The following is a 22436-nucleotide window of genomic DNA, read 5'->3' on the forward strand; positions in this document are numbered from 1 at the left end:
ATCTTTATTTACCATGCAAAATGTTCTTAAAATCGCTGTCCCTCTACTGATCATCGGTGGAGCCTTTATGTTAGGGAAGCTGCTGATCAGCACTAAGGAGGAACCCAAGAGTCGCCCTCCGGTGGCTGTGGTGCCCCAGGTGGATGTGACCAGTGTGGCGTTGGCCGACCACCGACCACCGGTGCAAAGCTTCGGCACCGTGCAAAGTTATTTTGAAACCTCTCTGACCGCGCAGGTCAGCGGACAAATCATCGAAGTGGCTCCAAAATTCAGAGTGGGGGAGCGGGTTAAAAAAGGTCAGCTGTTAGTCCGTCTGGACGATACCGATTACCAATCCGCCCTAGCCACCCAGCAGGCGAATCTGGAGCTGCAGAAACGCACACTCGCCGAGGAAGAAATTCTCGCCAAACAAGCGTCCGAAGACTGGCTGGCATCCGGTCGCAAGCTGGCCAAGGCGTCATCCTTCGTGCTGCGCAAACCGCAACTGGCGACCGCGAAAGCGAACATTGCCTCCGCTGAAGCCGCGATCCAGAAAGCCCTGGCTGATATCGATCGCACCCAGCTCAGAGCTCCCTACGATGCCATGGTTACGGAACGGAATGCATCGCTGGGCAATCTCGCCACCTCGCAAAGTTCCCTCGGCACCCTGGTGGCCACCGAGCGCGCCGAAGTCCGACTGCCACTCACCGCTGAGCAGGCGGTGCGCGTGGACGTCCCCAGCGATGAGGACTTAGTGCTCACCACACCCACCCAACCGGGGGCTAGCTGGAAGGCCACATTGACTCGCACGGAACCCACTGTGGACCCTCAGAACCAGGTGACCTATGTCATCGCGGAAATCGAAAACCCGTATGCGGAGGACAAGGCTCCTTTGCCGGTAGGCACCTTCGTCAATGCCTCGATCCCGGCGCGGGTCATTGCGCAAACCTACCAAGTGCCCGAAGCCGCGGTGGTCAACGATGCCTTTGTCTGGATTCTCGACGCCGAGAACAAATTGGTCAAAGCCGCTGCCGAGCGTGTCTACAGCTATGAGTCCAGCGCGTATGTGAAGATCGATTCCCAAGATCTCGAATCGCCCCTGCAAATTGTCACCCGTCCGCTCAGCAACTTCAGTGCGGGGATGACCGTGAAGGCTGCAGGCGAAGCCAAGTAGGCGACCACTTTTTCCCATATTGCCATGTCGCCTTTAGAAAAACACAAGTTTATCACCTGGTTCGCAAGCAACCCGGTGGTGGCCAATATCATGATGTTCACCATCCTCGCTGCGGGGGTGTTCACTGCTCTCTCCGTGCGTAAGGAGGGCTTTCCCGCCTTTGCCGCTGAGACTGTCACGGTAACCGTTCCCATCCGTGGTGGCACGCCCGAGGATGTGGAGCGTGGTGTGGCCATCAAGATCGAGGAGTCGCTGCAGTCGGTGAACGGCATCGACCACGTCCGCTCCGTGAGTCAGGACAGCGTGGCCACCGTCACCATCCAGGCGAAGGAGGGTTACCCGGTGACCAAGCTGCTCGACGATGTCAAAATCCAGGTAGACGCCATTCCCTCCTTCCCGGAGCAGGCGGAGAACCCAGTGATCACGGAGACTCGCAGGGAGAATACCGTGCTCTGGGTGGAGCTCTACGGCGATGCACCGGAAGCGGTGCTCAAAGAAACGGCCCGGAAAGTGAGAGATGAGCTGCTGCGACAGCCGGCGATTTCCAATGTCGAAACCTTCGGCGGCAGGGACTACGAGATTTCCATTGAGCCATCGGAAGAAAAACTCCGCCTCTACAACCTGACCTTCACCGAGCTGGCCGATGCCATCAGTAACAATTCGGTGGACCTCGGCGGCGGTGTGGTGCGCTCCGAGCGTGGCGACATTTCATTGCGCTCGAGAGATCAGGCGTATTACAAAAAGGACTTTGAAAATATCCCAGTGCGCACCAATGCCGATGGCACCCGAATCTTCGTCAAGGATGTGGCGGATGTGCGTGATGCCTTTGTCGATCAGGATTACTTGAACCGTTTTCGTGGTAAACCGACGACCAGTTTGAAAATTGTCACCGAGGGCACCGACGATATTCTCAAGGCCGTCGCGCAGGCTCGCAAGGTGGTGAAAGAATACAAGAATCTGCCCGAGGGGGTGGAGATCGCCGGTTGGCTTGATGGCGCGACCAATATCCGCGACCGTCTTGTCCTGTTAGGAAAGAACGGTGGCGTAGGTGTCATTCTGGTGCTGGTCATTCTGATGGTATTCCTCAACCTGCGTCTCGCATTTTGGGTGGCCATCGGGATCCCTGTTTCTCTCGCCGGCGCGGTGACGCTTTTCCCGATTCCGGGCATCGACATGTCGGTGAACGTGATCTCGGCCTTTGGTTTTCTCGTGGTGTTAGGGATCGTGGTGGATGATGCCATCGTCATTGGTGAGTCGATCTACTCGGAAAAAGAACATCAAAAGCACCCCAACGAGCGCGAGAGCCCGATCCGCGCGACCGTGCGAGGGGTCAGCAAGGTGGTCACTCCGGCGACCTTTGGTGTGATCACCACCATCGCCGCCTTCCTGCCGCTGACGCAGGTCAGTGGGCGAATGGGGAATGTCTTCGGCCAGATTGCCACCACGGTGATCTTCTGCCTGATTTTCTCGCTGGTGGAATCGAAGCTCGTGCTTCCTTCCCACCTGGCGCACATCGATGTGCACAAGAAACCGAGGAACGCGATTTCTCGAGCTTGGGCGCGCTTCCAAGAGGCGGTCGCCGGTGGCCTGAAGTGGTTCATCGAGCGGGTTTACAGCCCGACCATCAACACCCTGATCCCATGGCGCTACGCCACTTTTGCGGGGTTCTTGGCGGTGCTCATCGTGGTGTTCTCCCTATTCCCGGCCGGCCAACTGCGCTTTGTCTTTTTCCCTAACATTTATCGCGACAACGCTTCCGTGAACCTGGAACTGGAGCAGGGGCAATCGGTGGAATACTTGCACGCTAACACCCAGCGCATCGCCGATATCGCTCGAGAGCTTGGTGCCCGCTACGAGGAAGAGTATGGGCACAATCCCTTCACGGAAATTCAGATTTCCTCGAGCTCGAACACCTCAAGCTCGATTGCCGTGGAGTTCACCCGATCGACCACACGTGAGTTCTTGCCCACTGAAAAAATCATTCAGGACTGGCGCAAGGCGGTGGGCAATGTGGCGGGCGCTCGCTCGCTTACCCTGACCTCGCGAGCCGGCCCTCCGGGGGGCGATCTGGTGATTAATCTGGAAAGTGAGAACTTGGAAGAACTCAAGGCCGCGGCGGACGACCTCAAGGAAGTCATCGCCACTTATCCAGGAGTCTACGATATCTTGGATACCTTCGACTCCGGTAAACCTGAGATCCTTTACTCGATCACTCCGGCTGGCCAGGCGGCGGATTTGAACAAACTCGATCTTGCTAACAACGTGCGTGATGGCTTCTACGGGCGCGAAGCTCAGCGGGTGCAACGCGGCCGCGATGAGGTCAAGGTGATGGTGCGCTATCCTCTGGAGCAGCGAAGCTCTCTCGACACTCTGCGCGATATGCGCATCCGCAAAGACGATGGAACCACGGTGCCATTCTCCGTGGTGGCGGACACCCATTACTCGGAGTCGCTGGCGTCCATTGAACGCTACGATTACAAACGGGTGGTGGCTGTGGAGGCATCGATTAATAAAGCGGTGACCTCTTCGGAAGAAATTCTCAACCGTCTGGAAGCCGAGTATTTTCCCGAGATGAAATCCCACTACCCGGCGATCTCCATTAGTCAGAGTGGTGAGGCCGAGCAGCGTGCCAAATCGAAGAAATCGCTGCTCACCGGATTCCTCTTCTCGACGATTTTCATCTACATCCTGATCGCCATTCCGCTGAAGAGCTACATCAAACCTCTGATCATCATGTCGGTGATTCCATTCGGTATTATCGGGGCTCTGTTAGGACACTATCTGATGGGGATCCCGGTTTCCATTCTGTCGGTCTTCGGCATCTTGGCACTGTCCGGTGTGGTGGTGAATGACTCCTTGGTGCTGGTGTGTCGCGTGGATGACCTGCGCGAAGAGGGGCTCAGTCTGTTGGACGCCTGCCGTAGGGCAGGGGCCGACCGTTTCCGTGCGATTCTACTGACCTCGCTGACCACCTTCTTCGGTCTGGCTCCGCTGTTGATTGAAACCGAGGTGCAGGCGCAGTTCTTGAAACCGATGGCTGCTTCGTTGGCCTTTGGCATCTTGTTTGCTACGATCATCACACTCTTCCTGCTGCCGCTGTTGATGATCATTGCGAAGGATATCAAAGATGGCGTGCTGGGCTTCTTCCGGGCCTAGCCGGCATGGCTAGCTGTCTTCAACCTCAGACCATGACTTTAGTAAACCTTCCCATCTCGACTCCAGCCTTGCTGTTTCCTGCGGTGAGTCTGCTGTTTCTTTCCTACACCAACCGATTTCTGCATCTCTCGGCACTGATCCGCAAGCTGCACCGAGACTGGTTAGAGCACGACGACCAACTGCTGCTTGTTCAGATTTCCAACCTGAGACGACGTCTGGTGCTGATTCGCTGGATGCAATTGTTGGGGGCTGTCTGCTTGTTCTTGTGTGTATGCTCGATGCTTTCCGTGGTCTTTGGGCTGCCGACACTGGCAGTGAGCACCTTCGTCGTGGCGCTGTGTTTCATGGCCACCTCACTCGCCGGACTGATGGTCGAGGTCTGGATTTCCGGCGGGGCACTGCGCATCATGCTGCGCAGCCTGGAAGAAGGTCGGAACACCTAGTCGGCGCAAAGCGTTAGACCACAGGGTCACGATCGAGGTCCGAGTAGGGGTAGTGACCGGCGTCCTTGAGCTTTTGAATCAGCTGCGCGCCGCCATGCTCGCGGGCGGCGTCCATTTCCGAGCGGAACACTTCGATAACGACCATCACGCCAAAGAGAGCCGATTTCTCCTTGGCCGTCTCGGAGGGGTAGGCATCGAAAAGAAAGCACTTGCCACCGATCTTTTCCATCTCCTTGGGAAACTCGCAGGTCTCGTTCGGATTCAGCGTCGCCTGAGCGCTGTATTGCGCGATCACGTTGAGCACCGAGTTGATATTTGTGTGGGCTTGGCCAAATGGAGTTTGCTCGTTTTTCGCCTGCTCCAGATCCATCGCATGGCGAGTGAACATGACGAGTTCGTAGAGCTCGAAGACATCATTGGCTGATCCCTCCTCGGGGTTCTCCGACAGTTCCTTGGTGGCAATGCCGAGCCCCTCGACTCCGTTCGGAAAGTAGTAAAGATCCAACCCGCCGCCGGCGGCATAGGGGATGATCGCGTGCATCACCATGTCATGTTCCGGACCCAAGCGATCGACCATCAGAGCGGTCTTCTGGTCATACCACTGCTGCGCCATGACTTCATCGAACTCGGGGCTGGCAGGTGGGTTTTTCTTACTGAAGAACTTGATGATTTTATCGAACATAACAGCAGGAGGTGACGGGGGCTTAACCCTTGTCATCAAGGTATTTCCAATCGCCTTTGTAGCGCTTGAAGCGTGAGTGCTCGTGCTGCTCGTGCGGTTCGCCTTCGACGTAGCACTCGGCCAGGAACTCCACCTTGCCGGTCTTGTCCGAGGGGCCGCCTTTGGAAGTCTTGAGGATGGTGAGGAACTGCCAGCTGATGTTGTGGATTTTCTTTTCCAACTGCTTTTTCAAACCGGGCTCCCGGGTGTCAGGGTGGGTGGTTTCCACGATGTAGTCGCTGAGACGGAAAAAGTAGGCGCTGTAACGCGAACGCATCAGCTCTTCTGCGGTGGCTGCTTTCGCTTTGCGATAGTGCAGCGGCATGCAGCAGAGGTAATAGCTAACGCCACTCTTACAGGGACACAGCGACTCGGCACGTGTCTTGGGGGCCTCGTCTTGGACGTCATCTTCCGGCAGGTCTTCAATGGGATCGCTCACAGCCGTGATGCTAGGCCGTGACGGCGTCTTATCCAATGATAATCGGACGAGGGGAGGGTTTTACTTTTTCGGCACTTCGATCAGCAACGGAGATTGCGCAAGATCGGAGGGCGCGACGGCCAGTTCATTGAGCGGTAGATTATTCACTGCTCCATAGCGCTGCTTGGCGATGCGCTGCACGGTCGGGTGTTTCAAGTTGTAGGCTTTGAACGGACGTGGCTGGCAGAGCTCGATGCCGCCGGCTTCTTTGTAAACTTTCCAGACGAGCTCGGAGCAGTAGATCTTGTCGTCTGACCAGCGGAACTGGAGGTCGTAGTTCTTGCCCAGCTGTTGATTGCAGTAGTGTTCCGCCCGCGCCATGGTTTGTGCATTGATGTGCTGCTCGGCGTTTTTTAATCGCATCGCGTAAAAGGTCGAGGGACTGCGTGCGATGAAGCTTTTCAAGGGAGTGATGCGCACCGGCTGAACCGCTTCGATCACCATCGGGTCTCCGTTTCGAAAAAACACCATGCCGACGTGAGTCCATGGGGAGTTGGTCGCGGCTTTGATGGCCTTGCCCTGACTGCTGTTGGTCGATTGGAAAACGATGTCTCCGTTCTGCAGTTGGTAGGGATTATGGCTGCGGGATTTGAACAGACCGGCGAGGGCGACCGAGCCAAAGGTCAGGGCGCAGAGGAGGAGCAGGGCGACAGGTTTTTTCATAGTTCCAATACCCTCTCACGAATGGAAACGTTCTGAAAGTCACTAATCTCGATGTTGACATCGATTCAAGTGATATAGCGTGAACGTTTTGGCTACAGCTGAGGGATGACCAAGGGGGCTGCGGCTCGGCTTGGGAAATACAGCGGATTCCACAGAGATTTGGCCTCCGTCACACGGATACTATGGCTTTTATCAAACTCGAGCATCCGCAGCTGCTCCCGGGCGAAACTGGTGCTGATCACGTTGAGGTTGGATTCGTCATTGGTGTAGAGCGATCGACAGTCAAAGTTCGCCGAGCCAACCGAGGAGAACACTCCGTCGACCACCATCACCTTACAGTGCAGCATCGCTTTTTGGTATTCGTAAATATGCACTCCTGCTTTCAGTAAGCGATGGTATTGCAGGCGTGAGAAATAGCGCAGAGGCCAGGCGTCGATGTATTTCCCCGGAACAATCAACTCCACGTGCACTCCACGCTTTCGGGCGTCGATGATGGCATCCAGAATGGCTCCGTCTGGCAGCATGTAGGAGTTCTCGATGATGATGCTTTTCTGCGCGGATGCCAGCACCTGACGGTAGAGGTGGGGCACGGTGTAGAGATTGTCTTTCGGGCCGGAAACGAAGTTCTGAGCACGGTGGTTACCGGTCTTTATGAGTTGCGGGTAGTAGTCGGAGCCCGCCAATGTTTCGCCGCCGGTGTGCTCCCAGTTGTCGTTGAAATCGCGCTGCAATTGCGCGACCACCGGGCCGGTGACCTGGTAATGGTTCTCGCGCCAATTGTCCGGCGTTTCGGTGTCGCCGGTCCAGGCGTTGGCCACACCGCAGCCACCGGTGAAGCCGATTTTTCCATCCACCACCATCAGCTTGCGGTGGTCTCTGACGTTGTAGCGCAGTGGGTGGCGGAAAAATTGATCGTGATAGAAATGCACCTGCACCCCGGCGGAGCGGAGTTGGGCCAGGTTGTCGTCGCCGGCATGTTCGGAGCCAAAGGCATCGAGAATCAAATGCACCTTCACCCCGGCCTTGGCCCGGTCGCAGAAGACGGCGACAAAATCCCGGGTGACCCCGCCATTGATGAAGGCGTAGGTTTCAAAGGTGATACTTTTCTGCGCCGAACGGGCGGCCTTGAGCATGGCCGGGTAGAATTCGTCTCCATTCATCAGGGAGGTGACGTGGTTGCCATCCACCCAGGGGGAGCGCACTGCGCGGGCCGTGGCCTGCTCAAAGGCTGGCTGACCAATCGCCGCCGCGGTTTCGATCGGTTGACGTTTGGCAATCCTCCGTCCCGGCGCACAGGCGGCCAAGCCAAGCAGGCAGATGAGCACCATCCAGCACTGTGCGTGCCGGCGAAAACGGTGAGTCGGTGACATGGAAGGGTGGTGAGACATCGTCGGCAGATGCCATAGCCAATCTCACGGAAAAGACAAGTCCGGTGCAGGGCGCTACGCTATAAGGCTGGATATCTCGCCGCAGATGTTCCAGTCTTTGGGGGTGCAGGAAATAGTCATCAAAGGAGCGCGCCAACACAATCTCAAGGACATCGATGTGAGCATCCCCAAGGAGAAGTTGGTGGTGATCACCGGCCCGAGTGGCAGTGGCAAATCATCATTGGCCTTCCACACGCTCTACGCCGAGGGGCAGCGTCGTTACGTCGAGAGCTTGAGCAGCTACGCCCGACAGTTCCTCGACCAGTTTGACAAGCCGGAGGTGGACTCCATCGAGGGCCTCAGCCCGGCAATTGCTATCGAGCAGCGCAGTGGCGGGATGAACCCGCGGTCGACCATTGCCACCGCCACCGAAATCTACGATTACCTGCGCATTCTCTACTCGGCCATCGGCATTCCCCACGATCCGTCCACTGGCGAACGCTTGGAGAAAATGACCGCCAAGGACATCATCGATGCGCTCTCGGCGCGGCCGGAAGGCACGAAGGTCGTGCTGCTGGCACCGGTTCCGAAAGAGGAAGCCGCGGAACCGAACACGCTGTTGGAAAATTTGCAGCGTCAGGGATTCGTCCGTCTGCGTGTGAATGGTGAGATGCTGGAGCTAGACGAAGCCGCATCGCAGTGGCCGAAGAAGGTGAAAAACTTGGAAGTGGTGGTGGACCGTCTGGTGGTGAGGGAGAATGCCATGAGTCGACTGGCAGATTCCGTGGAGACCGCGCTGCGCATCTGCGGAAGCCAGGCGCTGGCTTTGGTGATGGAGCCTGAGGCGGGAGACTGGCAGGAGGTTTCTTTCCTAACGAGCTACCGCAACCCGGCCACCGGCTTCGAGCTGCCGGCGCTGACACCAAAGCATTTTTCCTTCAATTCAAACAGCGGTGCCTGTCCGGTCTGTCACGGACTCGGCACGGAGATGTCGTGCGATCCCAATCTCATCGTGCCCGATCCCAGCAAATCTCTGAACGAGGGGGCGGTGGTGGTCTGGAAAAGTAACAAGCGCAAGAAAAGCTGGCAGGGGAAGAAAATGGACGCCCTCGCCGATGAGTTCAATGCGGATTTGGATGCTCCCTTTTCCTCTCTTCCCGAATCGTTTAAATATGCTCTGTTCTATGGCACCGAGGGAAAGGAGCTGAAGGTTATTTGGGAAAAAGACGGCTATGAGCGGCCGATGATCCAGCCCTTCGAAGGCCTATGCCGCACGGTGGAACGCTTTTCTCGCGAGAGCAAAAGTAACGCAGTGAGACGCAGCATGGCGCGCTTCATGACCTCGCAGCGATGTGAAAAATGCCAAGGTCGCCGACTGAAACCCGAGATTCTCGCGGTGACTTTGGAGAGCTCTGCAAGTGGCGGTGAGAGGGAGTTGGGGATCGATCGATTTTGTGCGCTCGCGGTTGAGGATGCCTTGCCTTGGATTCAGGGGATTGAGCTTCCTGCGGATCGTGGCTCCGCCCTGCAGGGGGTGCTGACGGAGACTGTGAGGAGGCTCCAGTTTTTGCAAGATGTCGGGCTTTCCTACCTGACCCTCGATCGAGGCAGCAACACCCTTTCGGGCGGCGAGGCTCAGCGGATCCGCTTGGCGACGCAAATTGGTGCAGGGCTTTCCGGCGTGGTTTACGTGCTCGATGAACCGAGCATCGGCCTGCACTGCGCCGATAACGCCCGACTGATCACAGCGCTCAAACGCCTGCGTGACATCGGCAATACCGTGGTGGTGGTGGAGCACGATGAAGACACCATCCGTGCCGCCGACTGGTTGATCGATATCGGCCCGGGTGCAGGAGTGCACGGGGGCGAGTTGCTGGCACAGGGGACACCCGAGGAGGTGGCGAAGCAGAAGCAATCGGTCACCGGCCAATGGCTGCAATCCGGAGCGGCCATCGATCTGGAAAATACCCGTCTCGGCTTGGAGGATGCCACCGGTGAGCTAGTCATCCGCAACGCCCGCGAGCACAATCTGAAAGGCATTGATGTCACCCTGCCACTCGGTCTGATGGTCACGGTGACCGGTGCCAGTGGCTCGGGGAAATCGACCCTAATTGATGGCATTCTTCGGCGTGCCTTGTCGCGGCATTTTTACCGCGCCACCGCAGTTCCGGGCGCTCATGATGGCATCGACGGCATTGAGCAACTGGACAAAGTGGTGGTGGTCGATCAAAAACCGCTCGGTCGTAGTCCGCGCTCCAACCCGGCCACCTACACGGGAGCGCTGGATCATATTCGGGCGCTTTTTGCCAAATTGCCTCTGGCTCGCCAGCGAGGATACAATGCTGGTCGGTTCAGTTTCAACATCAAGGGCGGTCGCTGCGAGAAGTGCCAGGGCGATGGCGCTATCCGCATCGACATGCATTTCCTCAACGATGCCTACGTGCCCTGCGATTCCTGCCAAGGAAAACGATACAACCGCGAGACCTTGGAGGTGACCTACAAGGGACGCAGCATTGCCGATGTGCTGGAGATGACGGCAGAAGAGGGGGCGACATTTTTTGCCAACGTGCCCAAGCTGAACGCCATCCTCACCGCACTCACCGATGTGGGGCTGGGCTATATCCAACTCGGCCAGCCGGCGAACACGCTTTCCGGCGGCGAGGCCCAACGGGTGAAGTTGGCCGACGAATTATCGCGACCCAACTCCGGGCACTGTCTCTATTTGCTGGATGAACCGACCACCGGTCTGCATTTCAACGATGTGCGCGTGCTGCTCGGCGTGCTGGGTAAGCTGCGCGACGCCGGAAACTCGCTGGTGATCGTGGAGCACAACTTGGATGTCATCCGTGCCTCCGACTGGATCATCGACCTCGGACCGGGCGGAGGTCGGCACGGCGGGGAGGTGGTGGTCAGCGGAACCCCAGCGCAAGTGGCTGACTGTGAGAGCTCGCTGACAGGAAAATGGCTCAGAGACTGAGCGGGGGGTATTTTTCCTCCGAGGACATTATGATAAAATTTACCGATTCGAACCTCGCGCCATCGCCGCCGATTGTGTTTAATTTTCTGCCTCCACTTGAACAATTCCGAATCAATGCGACGCTATGGATACTGAAAACAACAAGTCTGTGACTCAAGCCACTGCCAGTATTTCCAATCTTCCCCAAGGAGCGTCCATTGATGCCGATGGGAAACGCCAGCACTCCACCACGGAGGGCTACGCGTGGGACGCTTGGTTACGTGAAAACGGGTCACGCCTGTTGCTTTTTGCCCGACAGCAAACGCGAAGTTCCGAGGATGCCGAGGATGTCTTTCAAGATGCCTTGGTGAAACTCGCACGCAAGATCGATGAAGGCGTGTTCGATGGTGGACAGGAGGCTTGGAAACCCTACCTCTACACCACCATCCGGAGACTCTCGATTGACTTGGGCCGCAAAAATGATCGTCGCTCCAAACGTGAGGAAAAATCAGAAGCCGACCGCCGGGGTGAAACCGGAGGCGTCATTGACCCTTGGTTTGATGGTGACGGATCCAATGATGAAACCCGCCAGCTTCTCGAAGAAGGACTTAAGAAACTACCGACCAAATTCTCCGAAGTCATTGTCATGAAAATCTGGGGCGAAAATACATTTGCCGAAATTGGTGAAATTCTTGGAGTTTCGCTAAACACAGTGGCGTCTCGGTATCGCTACGGACTCGAACGCTTGAGAAAAAGCCTCGAGGGCGCACGCCAAAACGAAGACCTATAACCCTCTCCCCATTTCCTCTCCTATCTCACACCCCCTGCCTAGCTATGTCAGACCACATTGAATCCATACTTGATGCCGAGCTCCTCGAGCTCGAGGCGCAGCTTGCCGCTCTCGTTCCTTGCTCCCTTTCTGTTGAAACGACACTGCGTGTGGAAGATGCCATGCATGCTGCCATTGAAGAAAAGCATGACGAGGAACTGCAAAGTTTGGAATCCCATCTCGGCCAGCTTGCCCCCGCAGGCATGAGTGCTGATTTGGTCACCCGCATGGCCGAAGCCATGGATCGCTGGCATGAGTATGTGCCACTTGAAGAAAAGCTGGTGCCATTCGGTGACCATGACGAACCTCTCTCCGAGCCGGCTGCCGAAACCATCGTGCCGATGCGCAGGAAATCGAGCAGCTACGGTATGTATGCCGCTGCTGCTGCTGTCGCCCTGCTGGGTGCCGCCGCCGCCTTGGTGATGCCTCACATGAACCAGCCTGCCGCCAATGCCGTCATCGCTGATGCTGGTTCCGCGGCAGATCTCGCACCCACACCGAAAGCTTCCCCTGTGATTGATTCGGGGAACTTACACTCGGTGGATGTCAGCACCGCTCCTCGCGAGGCTTGGGTAGAGCCAGGCTCACTGAGCCATGACATTACCAATACCATTGATGCCGGAGTGATGATTACCCGCGATAATGTGCCTCACCGCAGTATCCGGATCGAATATGTCGACCGAGTCAAATTGATCGATGAAGACGGTCGTGAAATTCAGATCGATCGCCCCGGAGTGCAGTACATGCTCATTCCTGTTAAGACGAACTAACAGTCGTTTGTTATCCGATTGTTTTTTGACATCAGCCGAGTTTGGTCGATAGGTGTTAGAGGTGCTTTGCTTACTCGTTGGATCCATTTTAAAGAACCTTCCTGGAGCAAATTTTTAAGACAAAAAAACTCTCCTTAAACGCTGCATGAGTAGCACAAGATGATGATGTTACCTGCCTGTTGGCTAAGGTTTTCAATATCTGATTCTTTACCAGATTAACCCGATCCCTGTGATCTCATTGAACCCAATCAGAACCCATGAAAACAAACCGTAATCTATCAAAATGCGTGCAGACGTTGGTAGGCGCCGCCTCGATGGCAGCACTCCTTCCTGTCTCCGCACTTGAAAAACCCGCGGATCAAGATTCCAAAGACGCTCCTAAAGTCAAAGCGGGTGCAACTATTCAACCAAAGGCGGCTAAGCCTGCCAAAAAAATGGCCATGCTTGGCGTGGGTGGTCATCAAGTATCAGAAACCTTGGCGTCTCACTTGGGGCTGGCTGATGGCGAAGGTCTCACCATTTATCACGTTATCCCAGACTCTGCCGCTGCGAAGGCCGGTGTTGAGGTGCACGATGTGGTTACGGCTCTGAACGACCGTAAAATCAGCAGCCAGGATGATCTTCGTGCCGCTATTCTCGCGCATCAACCGGGTGATGAAGTCATCGTGAAGTTGATCCATCAAGGCAAAGCCAGTGAGAAGAAAATCAAGCTGGGTGAACGCACTGAAATGCCACGTATCGGTCGCGCTGTGCTGCCGGGCGGTGCCATGGACTTGCAGAAAATGCTGCAAGGTATGGGTGGTAATATCCCCGAGGGCGATCGCAAACGTTTGGAGGCGGAAATGCTGAAGCAGTTCAAGCTGTTCCGTGGTCAGTTGGGAATGAACGGTGACGTTCCCTTCGCCCCGCAAAAAATGCTGGAAGGCGGCGTTCAAATCGTCGGCAATGCCTCTGTCACCATCCAAGATGATCAAGGCAGCGTGACGCTGAAAACGACTAACGGAAAGAAGGAGGTCATCGTCCGCGATAAGAACGGAAAGACGACTTTCGAAGGTCCTTACGAAACCGAGCAGGACAAGGCCGCCGTCCCAGACGATATCAGCGATCGCGTAAAGCGTGTGGATATGGACTTCAAAGGCAAAGGCATGCGACTGCGTATTGATCCCGGTGGGTTTGCACTACCACCAGCTATCGATCTCGACGATGTGGACGAGTAAATCAACTTACTGAATAATCACGTATCCTCTCCAAAGCCTCCGCCTCCCAGCGGGGGCTTTTTTCATCCTCGTGGAGGCGACATTTACGACAATAATCATTGGTCGGACACAGACTTCTGCGCTAAAATGAAAAGCATGTCATCCACCAGTGATCTTCCTTTTCTCATCCGTCTTTTGGATGACCGGGATCCCGCCGTGCGGCCGGTGATTCGTGAGCAGTTTTCAGAGTTCGGTGGCGATATTAGTCACGACCTAGCAGCCTTGGGCATCCAAGTTCCAAACGGTGGGAAAAAACGTTTGGTTCGTTTGTTAGAGCCTGGCCGACGCGAAACCCTCAGAGACGAGTGGCTGGTTCCGAGCGGAGGTTTCAGTGCACTGGAGGATGATTGGGAAGGTTTCGAGTCGTCACTCAGGCAACTCTCCGATTTTCTGCACGATGGGATTACCCTGCGACCTTCTCTCACCGATAGCCTAGACATGCTCGCCGATGAGATTCGCGCAGAATTGGTGGCTCCTACTGCCGATGAGTTACGCATCTGGTTGTTTGCCAATGGCCGATTTTCCGGAGTCAAAAGCAAGACGGCGGCGGAGACGCATTTCGACCTCTGCCGAGTGATGGAGAGTCATCAGGGAAATCCAATCAGTCTCGGTCTGTTGTTCATGCTCGTCGGGCATCGCCTCGGCGCCGAGGTGGATGGCTGCAATTACCCCGGTCATTTCCTAACGCGCATTGAGGAAGACGGGGTGTTGTATTTGGTCGATTGCTTTCATCGTGGTAGACGCTTTGAAGCGGAAACCCTGCTGGAGAAATACCCGGAACTGTCGCTCAAGGCACGCGAGGCGGTGAGTTCTCCCGGCCACTTGGGTTTGATCCTGCTCCGCTACCTCACCGAGATTCACAAGACGCTCAGCGGCTCTGGCAGGCATGAAGATGCCGGCCTCTTCAAGGCGTTGATCGAAACCCTGAAAGCCTAATTGCTGGATGAAAGTTGAAACTCAGCGAGTGCGGATTCACGGGCATGATTTGAATCGGCTGGTGATGCACCCGGATGCTGATGTGCCAGTCCGTGCCGCTGCGATGTTCTATCACGGGCAGGGCGATTATGCCGAACGTTACACCGCGGTGTTAGGTTCCTTCACGCGCCGAGGCATCCGTTGCATCGTTACAGATCTTCCTGGCCATGGCAGAAGTCCAGGAAGGCGTGGCGATTGTGGCGACGAGGGTTTTCTCGACTCCATCATCCAGCAGACCTTGGAGTCGATGGGTGACCTACCTCATGGAGTAATGGGGCATTCGATGGGTGGGCTGTTAGCAGCCCGACATCTGGTTCTCGCGGGAAAAGGTTTACTGCCAGAGCCTAGCTTCAGCTGGCTATCATCGCCGCTGCTACGTCCTGGAAACGGTCGGTCCAAAGCATTCCGCAAATGGGTCGGGATGCTGACGCCATTAATGCCTTCGCTCACCATCTCCACGGGCGTGACGCCGGAGATGTGCCGGATCAATAACGAGTTGGACGAAGAAAAAGCCATCGCCGAGCAACCCAAAAATGCTCTCTGGCATCGTAGGACCTCGATTGGATGGGGGCTGTTTCTGCTTCAGACCGCCGAGATGTTGGAGGCTGAGGTGGGAAATATCGCCAAAGCCACCAATCTGCTGCTCACTCAGGGGTCAGAGGACCCGGTTTGCCCGGTGCAATTTGCCCGTGAGTTTTTCGAGCAGCTGCCGAGCGAGAATAAACATTACCGCGAGATACAAGGGATGCTGCACGAGCCCTTCGCAGGCACTGGTAGAGAGCGCTTGTTTGCCACTCTCGACCAATGGCTCGATGAGGTGGAGCCCCGACTGGGGTGATTGGCCTAGCGAGGGATCTCAAACTGCTCTTCGGTGCCGCAATACCAGTCCGGAGAGGCCATCCGACCAATCGGGTGGTAGTTCTCGCGATCGACCCGCAGAGGATCGCTCTGCATCATGTTTTCCTGCATGTGGATGCGCTGGATGATGCCGATGACAAGTCGATTGCCACCAATCTCCACAGTGCTGTGCTCTTTGCATTCCAAGGCAGCCGGGGCTTCGACAATGCGAGGCACGCTGACAGTGGCGCTGTCTGCCAAGGTTAGCCCGCTGCCTTCGAGTTCGCTTTTTCCGAAGGGCAGGGGGGCGGCTGTGCTCACCATGGCATCGGCCACGGAGCGATCGACCATATGCACCACAAACTCACCGTTGTGACGGATGTTTCTGGCGGTGTCCTTCGGCACACCAGGTTCCTTGTTTCCTGGTGCAAAGGCGAGGAGGGAAGGTTTGGTGCCGAAGACGTTGAAAAATGAGAACGGTGCGGCATTAACCCGTCCATCGTCGTCGATGGTGGTGACCCAGGCAATGGGACGCGGGGTGACGATGGCGGTGAGCAGCGAGTAAGCACGGTCGGCATGCTGTCCGAGAGGATCGAGTTCAATACTTGGCATGCCAAAAACTTAAGCCGCAACGATGACGAACCAAGTGGAAATCAGACAAATAAAAAAACCCTTCACCCTGAGAACAGGGGGAAGGGTTTTGGAAAGTATGGGAAATGACCTTACTCAGCCGCTTCTTCTTCACCTTCGACTTTGACGTCGATTTTAAGCTTGGTGGTGACTTCGCTGTGGAGCTTGACTTCGATGTCTTGCTTACCACCAGTCTTGATTGGTCCTTCGAGGAGGAGAGCGTGGCGATCGATTTCGATGCCTTTGTCGGAAAGTTGCTTGTGGATGTCGATGCTGGTGACAGAACCGAATGCCTTGCCGCCTTGACCAGTCTCAAGAGTGAACTCAAGCTTGAGCTTCTTGATTTTGGCTGCCACGTCTTGGGCAACTTGGAACTCTTCAGCTTCGCGCTTCACACGCTGGGCTTTCAGAGACTCAAGGTGCTTGAGGTTGGCTTTGCTGGCTTCGTATGCCTTGCCCTGTGGGACGAGGAAATTGCGGGCGTAGCCTGCTTTGACGGTCACAACGTCGGCTTCAGCGCCGAGGTTGCCAATTTTTTCGCGGAGAATAACTTCTGTAGTGGCCATGGGAAATTGCTTTGTTTGAGTAGCGGGAGCGCAGGAAATAGGGCTGATCGTGCACCGAGTCAAGCAGGATTTCCACTCGATTTCGATATTGCGCAGCCTGCATCGCATCGATACCGTGGCAAACATGAAATTTCAACATTTGTTTGCCGCCGCCAGTTTGGCGACCCTCTCCGTGCTTCCTGCACAAGCAGATCTGACGCTAGCCCCCGCAGGGATGAAGATTGTCTGGGCCTCCCTGTCCGACGAGTTCGATGGATTTTCCACCTACAACTCCAAAGAAGGGGTCTACGTCACCGTAGGGGTGAAGAGCGACGACAAGAGCATCATTTCCTTTGATAAAGATAAATCCAAGGCGTCCATCCTCTATGGCGATCAGAATTTGGGGGGCGGATTCGGTTTCTGGAACAAGACCAGCAAGGATGGCAAAACCATGCGCATCGAGGTGAGCTCCGATAAACTTCCCCAAGGCGCGAACAAAGATCTTAAACTGAGCGGACAGTTGATCTTCACCACCGCATCTGAGACAGATACTAAAATCAGTGGCCCTCGCGAGCTGAAAAAGGGCGATAAGTTAACGTTTTCCGATGATTTTAAATGCGAGGTCAGCGAGATCGGTAAGCCGAAAAATGGGAAGCACGCGATGGAGGTATCGCTCAAGTGGAAGAGGGATATTCCCGAACTGGCCGCTATCCGCTTCTACGATGAGGCCGGAAAATTGATCGAGTCAAAACCAGGTGGCTGGTCAAGCATGGGTGGTTTTGGCCGCAAGACCGTGACGAAAAGTTATCAACTGGAAAAGGCGTCGGCGATTTTGAAAATCGAAGTCGATCTCTGGTCCGATCATGAAACGCTCACGGTGCCACTCGATATGACGCTTGGTATGCAGGGCGGTCAGTAGTCGATCCAAGTCGCAGCTTACTGGATGAGGTAGGCTGACGAGTGTTTTAAACGTTGACTATACTCCAGTCGACGAGCATGGTGGAGGACCCCTGTTCACCCTCTCCCATGCATCAAATACCCGCGCATATCCTTCTCGGAGCCTACACTGAAGGGGTCTTCCCTATGGCTGAAGATGGCGATATTTACTGGTTCTCACCAGTGATGCGCGGAATCATCCCTTTGGACGATCGATTTCATATCCCTCATGGGCTGAAGCGGAGTATCAAAAAGAAGCCTTTCGAAATTCGCACAAATACGTGTTTTAGCGAAGTGATGGACGGCTGTTCCCAACGACGTGAAACGTGGATTGATGAGGTTATCGTCAATAGTTACCTTGAGCTTCATGAGCTGGGCTTTGCTCACTCGGTGGAGTGTTTCGATGAAGATGGTTTGCAGGGCGGACTCTATGGAGTTGGGCTGGGGAAGGCGTTTTTTGGTGAGAGCATGTTCTCTCGGAAAACCGACGCCAGTAAGATTGCTTTGGTGTATCTGGTGGATTGGATGCGCCAGCATGAGTATACCTTGTTAGATACCCAGTGGATGACCGATCACCTGCGCCAATTCGGCGGACTGGAAATCCCTCGGGAGGAGTATTTGAAATTACTTGCCGAGGCACTTGCAGATGATTCCATTACCTATTAGATCTGGCTGTCTATCTTTTGCTAGCTGACATTCAGCGTCGATCCACCTATCTCCACACTATGACTCGTTTTCGCCCATGCATTGACCTCCACGATGGTCAGGTTAAACAAATCGTCGGTGGCACTCTCACAGATTCTGCCGAGGGGCCCAAAGAGAATTTCGTTTCGGACCGCCAGCCGGCTTGGTTCGCCGAGTTATACCGGGACGCCCAACTGACCGGTGGCCATGTTATCCAGCTGGGGGCTGGCAACAGCGCTGCCGCACGCGAAGCCTTGTCCGCATGGCCAGGTGGCATGCAGATTGGTGGAGGGATCAACATCACGAACGCAGCCGAATGGCTCGAGGCCGGAGCATCAGAGGTGATTGTGACCTCCTGGCTCTTCGATCAGGACGGCCGCTTCCGTGAAGACCGCTTGCGTGAGCTGGCCAAAGAAGTGGGGCGCGAAAACATCGTGGTGGATCTCAGCTGTCGCAGCACCAAGCAGGCCGGAGAAGCCGGGTGGACCGTGGCGATGAATCGTTGGCAGACATTGACGAACCTTGATATCACTTCGGCTACTTTGGAAACCTTGGCCGAGTGGTGTGGCGAATACCTCATCCATGCCGCCGACGTGGAGGGCCTCTGCCAAGGAATCGATGGAGACCTCGTCGAGCTCTTGGGCGGTTGGGCGGGGATCCCGATGACCTATGCTGGAGGCGTGGCCGGAATGGAGGATCTGCAATTGGTTCAGGAAAAAAGCGGCGGCCACCTCGATGTCACCGTTGGGAGTGCTCTGGATATTTTTGGCGGCAGCGGCGTGACGTTCGAGGAACTCTTGGCGTGGAATCAACGGAGCCCCGAAACGCCATGAATGGGATCACCATCCTGCTGTTAGCTATCGGCGCGGTATTCCTGTTTTTCTTTGTGGTAGGCGTAGTCAGGAAGTCCCGTCGCGCGAAATTGATGTCTCAGCGTCTCAGCGAGGCGGATCGGCGCGAGTTGATTCAGGATTTTCCCACCTTTGCTCGCTTACCTAATGATTTGCGCGATGAGTTAGAGGGCTTGATCCATGTTTTTCTCGATGAAAAATCGTTCGAGGCCTGCGGTGGTATGGAGCAGGTCAGCGATCACATGCGCCGCGTGATTGCTGCCGAGGCCTGCCTGTTGCTGGTGAACCGCAAACATGATTTCTACCGTAAACTGCGCAGTATCCTGCTCTATCCATCTGCCTACAAAGCGCGTAACGAACACGGCGACCACGATGTCAGGCTCGGTGAGAGCTGGAACTCAGGGAGCATTGTGCTGGCTTGGGACAGCGTGGTGGCCGGTGGCAAAAACGAAGAAGATGGCTCGAATGTTACCCTACACGAGTTCGCGCACCAGCTGGATCAGGTCGATGGCGCTGGCGATGGCGTGCCGGAGCTGCACGGCGCTGGCAGCTACCGTGAGTGGGCGCAGGTATTTAGTCGGGCTTTCGAGCGTTTTCAGAAACGCTTGGATAAGGGGAAGCGCACCACTCTGGACCCCTACGGAGCCACCAATCCGGCGGAGTTTTTTGCCGTCGCCACCGAGACCTTTTACGAGAAACCCAAACAGCTTCAAAAAGCTTATCCTGATCTTTATCAACAGCTGCAGCAATACTACCGAGTCGATCCGATCGAGTGGCTGTAACCGCGCGTCATCGCTTGAAAACCCTCGGTTGCCATTTCCGTAGGATACGCTAAAATGAACGGGATGCAGGAAGAATACAGCTGGAATGGCGGTAACATGGGCTCGTCCTCCTACCGGCTTCCCGAGAACGAGGGCCAGGGCAAGTGGGTCATCATCGCGATTGTCTTTGCGGTGGCGCTGCACGTCATTGTCTTGCTCGGCCTGAGCCGCATCGATGTGATTCTGCCTGAATTTGTGCAGAAAAAAGAAATCCGCACCGAGGTCATCCGCGTGAACCCGGTGGATACTCAGGACGCACGCCCGGAGGTCACTCCTCCCGAACAGCCGGAGATCGAGGAGCCTGTCGCGGTGGTGCCGCCGGCCGATGAACTCGATATTCTGGAAAATTTGCCGGAAATGGAAATCGATATCAAACCTGACATCGAAACCATCCAGGTGCCAAAAATCAGCTCCGCCGCCATCGGTGAGCTGGAGGGCGAGACCAAGGAGCCCATGAAAGCCACGGTCTTCGATCCGGAGCTGCCCGAGATGGGCAAGACCGAAGACTTTTTCCCGCGTGCCGACGATAGCCAGGTGGCTGTCGATCCCGGCTCGCGCATGGCGGAGAAATATGATCCGGATGCCTACACCGAGACACTCAGGAAAGGGGCCGGCGGCGAGGCCGAGGATGGTTTACTCAAAGGCTTCACCACCTTGGATCAAATGGCGAATATGGATGGCAACTCACTGCTGACCACCAAGGCGCTGATCGGCAGTGACCTTCTTTTCGAATTCAATAGCGCCGAACTCAAAGAGAGCGCCAAGGTCAGCCTGATGAAGGTGGCCATGCTGATTTATAAACACCCAAACCTGGTTTGTTGGTTAGACGGCCACACCGATCTCATCGGTGGCCAGGAGTCGAACTTGAAACTTTCCAGAGCCCGGGCCAATGCCGTGAAACACTGGCTGGTTCACTCGATGGAACTCAGCGAGGATCAGATCGCGGTGCGTGGATTTGGAAAAAGCCAACCGCTGGTGAAAGAGGGAACCGCAGAACAGCAGGCACCGAACCGACGGGTGGAAATTAAAATGCGCAAAGGCCATCCGGAAAAGCCGGTGCTGGTGAAGCCCAAGAAACCAAAACCCTCCGTGGCCGAGTCAACACCGCCCGTGAAACCCAAACCACCGAAAGCCATTGTCGAACCCGAGCCGGAACCATCCACCAACCGCGCGCAAATTGTGCCGGAAGACCCTGCACCACCCCGTGCTATTCCGGTGGAGGAGTAAGGTGCGTCGCTTGCCGTGTGTTTGTTTGTTAGTTTATTAGTGAGACCAGCTAGTTCGACGTTTTTGTTTTGAAAACTCTCCCTCCCGTAGAGAAGCCAGCCTATCTCTTGGCCTTTGATTTTGACGGCACCTTGGTGAATCCGGACGACCGTCCACCCACGCCGGTTGAGTTTTTTCAGCTGATGCAGCAGCTGCGCGAAAGTCACCAATCGCTCTGGGGAATCAACACCGGACGCTCACTGATGCAGACGATGCAGGGGCTCTCGGAGTCTGCCTTTCCATTTCTTCCTGACTTCATCATCGCCCGTGAGCGGGAAATTTACACTCCGAACAACTTTGGTCGATGGCTTCCTGTGAGCGCTTGGAACAAGTGCTGCGAGAAAGATCACAAGAAACTCTTCCGCAAGCATCGCCGGGCGATGAAACGCATGCAGCAGTGGGTGGAGCAGGAGACCGCAGCCGTCTGGGGGCAGCAGGAGGGCGAGCCCGCAGGGATCGTGGCCTCCACGGTGGAGGAGATGAATTTAATCGTGCACTGGCTCGAGCAGCAATTGCTGGAGACTCCGTTGTTAGGCTACCAACGCAATGGGATTTACCTGCGTTTCAGTCACCAGCATTATCACAAGGGCAGCGCGCTGGCCGAGGTGGGTCGACTTTCCGGTGTCCCGGCGGCAAAAACCTTTGCCATTGGCGACAGCCACAATGATCTCGATATGTTGGATGTCAGTCTCGCAGCGCACATTGCTTGCCCGGCAAATGCCTGCTTGGAGGTCAAACAACGGGTGGCCGATCATGGTGGCTACCTAGCGCAAGGAATGGCAGGGCAGGGAGTCATCGAGGCCCTGCAGGCTACGTTCTCAAAATCACAGTAAAAATACCGGCGGCGGGAATCGAACCCGCACTTCCGAAGAAACGGGATTTTGAATCCCGCGTGTCTACCAATTCCACCACACCGGCCTGTGATTGAGACGGGCGTGAATCTGATCAAATCCCGAAAAATGTCAAGTGGCGGAGCAAAAAAAGATGGCGCGCCGGTGGTAGGGGGTATGAACCGAGCACATAGGTTACACATTGACTGAGGACATAGGTGACACTGGAATGGGCGATCATGCCCTGGAAAGAAGAGTCACCAATGGAA

At 55.7% G+C, this 22436-nt stretch carries 21 protein-coding genes and 1 tRNA gene; 15 read left to right on the forward strand and 7 right to left on the reverse strand.

Annotated elements, in window-relative coordinates; translation table 11 throughout:
* The first annotated feature begins 13 nt into the window (after positions 1–13).
* The 3 genes from JO972_RS02995 to JO972_RS03005 are packed head-to-tail and all read left to right on the forward strand — an operon-like array spanning position 14 to position 4752.
* Complete coding sequence (locus JO972_RS02995; RefSeq protein ID WP_309488514.1) at positions 14–1153, forward strand: efflux RND transporter periplasmic adaptor subunit; 1140 nt, start codon at positions 14–16, stop codon at positions 1151–1153.
* A gap of 24 nt (positions 1154–1177) precedes the next feature.
* Positions 1178–4309 carry an efflux RND transporter permease subunit gene (locus tag JO972_RS03000; protein WP_309488515.1) on the forward strand — a complete coding sequence of 1044 codons (3132 nt, stop codon included), beginning with the start codon at positions 1178–1180 and terminating at the stop codon, positions 4307–4309.
* A 32-nt stretch (positions 4310–4341) separates the two neighbouring features.
* Positions 4342–4752, forward strand: a complete 411-nt coding sequence (locus JO972_RS03005) for a DUF2721 domain-containing protein (protein WP_309488516.1) — start codon at positions 4342–4344, stop codon at positions 4750–4752.
* A gap of 13 nt (positions 4753–4765) precedes the next feature.
* On the opposite strand, the gene JO972_RS03010 is transcribed toward JO972_RS03005, so the two are convergent.
* The 4 genes from JO972_RS03010 to JO972_RS03025 form a co-directional block, all read right to left on the reverse strand.
* On the reverse strand, positions 4766–5434 hold the full coding sequence (locus JO972_RS03010; protein ID WP_309488517.1) for a suppressor of fused domain protein: 669 nt from the start codon (positions 5432–5434) through the stop codon (positions 4766–4768).
* A gap of 22 nt (positions 5435–5456) precedes the next feature.
* On the reverse strand, positions 5457–5912 hold the full coding sequence (locus JO972_RS03015; protein ID WP_309488518.1) for a YchJ family protein: 456 nt from the start codon (positions 5910–5912) through the stop codon (positions 5457–5459).
* 60 nt (positions 5913–5972) lie between these two features.
* On the reverse strand, positions 5973–6614 hold the full coding sequence (locus tag JO972_RS03020; RefSeq protein ID WP_309488519.1) for a YiiX family permuted papain-like enzyme: 642 nt from the start codon (positions 6612–6614) through the stop codon (positions 5973–5975).
* Positions 6615–6706: 92 nt separating this feature from the next.
* Positions 6707–7984 (reverse strand): phospholipase D-like domain-containing protein, encoded by a 1278-nt coding sequence (locus JO972_RS03025; RefSeq protein ID WP_309488520.1) that lies wholly within the window; start codon positions 7982–7984, stop codon positions 6707–6709.
* A gap of 115 nt (positions 7985–8099) precedes the next feature.
* On the opposite strand from JO972_RS03025, the gene uvrA reads away from it, so the two are divergent.
* The 6 genes from uvrA to JO972_RS03055 all read left to right on the forward strand — a co-directional run bounded on the left by uvrA (position 8100) and on the right by JO972_RS03055 (position 15605).
* A complete protein-coding gene (uvrA, locus tag JO972_RS03030; RefSeq protein WP_425498273.1) occupies positions 8100–10958 on the forward strand; it encodes an excinuclease ABC subunit UvrA in 2859 nt (952 codons plus the stop codon).
* A gap of 124 nt (positions 10959–11082) precedes the next feature.
* The gene (locus JO972_RS03035) at positions 11083–11727 is read left to right on the forward strand and encodes an RNA polymerase sigma factor (protein ID WP_309488522.1); all 645 of its coding nucleotides are present in this window, start codon (positions 11083–11085) and stop codon (positions 11725–11727) included.
* A gap of 44 nt (positions 11728–11771) precedes the next feature.
* Positions 11772–12536: a hypothetical protein gene (locus JO972_RS03040; RefSeq protein WP_309488523.1), complete on the forward strand. Its 765-nt coding sequence runs from the start codon at positions 11772–11774 to the stop codon at positions 12534–12536.
* Between the two features lie 257 nt (positions 12537–12793).
* Complete coding sequence (locus JO972_RS03045; RefSeq protein ID WP_309488524.1) at positions 12794–13753, forward strand: S1C family serine protease; 960 nt, start codon at positions 12794–12796, stop codon at positions 13751–13753.
* A 135-nt stretch (positions 13754–13888) separates the two neighbouring features.
* Complete coding sequence (locus tag JO972_RS03050) at positions 13889–14728, forward strand: transglutaminase family protein (protein ID WP_309488525.1); 840 nt, start codon at positions 13889–13891, stop codon at positions 14726–14728.
* A 7-nt stretch (positions 14729–14735) separates the two neighbouring features.
* On the forward strand, positions 14736–15605 hold the full coding sequence (locus JO972_RS03055) for an alpha/beta fold hydrolase (protein ID WP_309488526.1): 870 nt from the start codon (positions 14736–14738) through the stop codon (positions 15603–15605).
* A gap of 5 nt (positions 15606–15610) precedes the next feature.
* Here JO972_RS03055 and JO972_RS03060 read toward each other — a convergent pair whose 3' ends face one another.
* A complete protein-coding gene (locus JO972_RS03060; protein ID WP_309488527.1) occupies positions 15611–16216 on the reverse strand; it encodes a flavin reductase family protein in 606 nt (201 codons plus the stop codon).
* 110 nt (positions 16217–16326) lie between these two features.
* Positions 16327–16800 carry a 50S ribosomal protein L9 gene (gene rplI / locus JO972_RS03065; protein WP_309488528.1) on the reverse strand — a complete coding sequence of 158 codons (474 nt, stop codon included), beginning with the start codon at positions 16798–16800 and terminating at the stop codon, positions 16327–16329.
* A 124-nt stretch (positions 16801–16924) separates the two neighbouring features.
* On the opposite strand from rplI, the gene JO972_RS03070 reads away from it, so the two are divergent.
* From JO972_RS03070 to JO972_RS03095, 6 genes are all read left to right on the forward strand, one after another.
* Entirely contained in the window at positions 16925–17698 is a 774-nt protein-coding gene (locus tag JO972_RS03070) for a hypothetical protein (RefSeq protein ID WP_309488529.1), read from the forward strand.
* A 107-nt stretch (positions 17699–17805) separates the two neighbouring features.
* On the forward strand, positions 17806–18381 hold the full coding sequence (gene aat, locus JO972_RS03075; RefSeq protein WP_309488530.1) for a leucyl/phenylalanyl-tRNA--protein transferase: 576 nt from the start codon (positions 17806–17808) through the stop codon (positions 18379–18381).
* Between the two features lie 59 nt (positions 18382–18440).
* Entirely contained in the window at positions 18441–19232 is a 792-nt protein-coding gene (gene hisA / locus JO972_RS03080; RefSeq protein ID WP_309488531.1) for a phosphoribosylformimino-5-aminoimidazole carboxamide ribotide isomerase, read from the forward strand.
* On the forward strand, positions 19229–20032 hold the full coding sequence (locus JO972_RS03085) for a M90 family metallopeptidase (RefSeq protein ID WP_309488532.1): 804 nt from the start codon (positions 19229–19231) through the stop codon (positions 20030–20032). The genes hisA and JO972_RS03085 overlap by 4 nt, the downstream gene beginning before the upstream one ends.
* A 63-nt stretch (positions 20033–20095) precedes the next feature.
* On the forward strand, positions 20096–21298 hold the full coding sequence (locus JO972_RS03090; protein WP_309488533.1) for an OmpA family protein: 1203 nt from the start codon (positions 20096–20098) through the stop codon (positions 21296–21298).
* A gap of 68 nt (positions 21299–21366) precedes the next feature.
* The gene (locus JO972_RS03095) at positions 21367–22170 is read left to right on the forward strand and encodes an HAD family hydrolase (protein ID WP_309488534.1); all 804 of its coding nucleotides are present in this window, start codon (positions 21367–21369) and stop codon (positions 22168–22170) included.
* Positions 22171–22173: 3 nt separating this feature from the next.
* Here the strand turns inward: JO972_RS03095 and JO972_RS03100 are convergent.
* Positions 22174–22255, reverse strand: a tRNA-Leu gene (locus tag JO972_RS03100).
* Positions 22256–22436: the final 181 nt, after the last annotated feature.

It is taken from the genome of Oceaniferula flava (assembly GCF_016811075.1).
GTDB lineage: Bacteria > Verrucomicrobiota > Verrucomicrobiia > Verrucomicrobiales > Akkermansiaceae > Oceaniferula > Oceaniferula flava.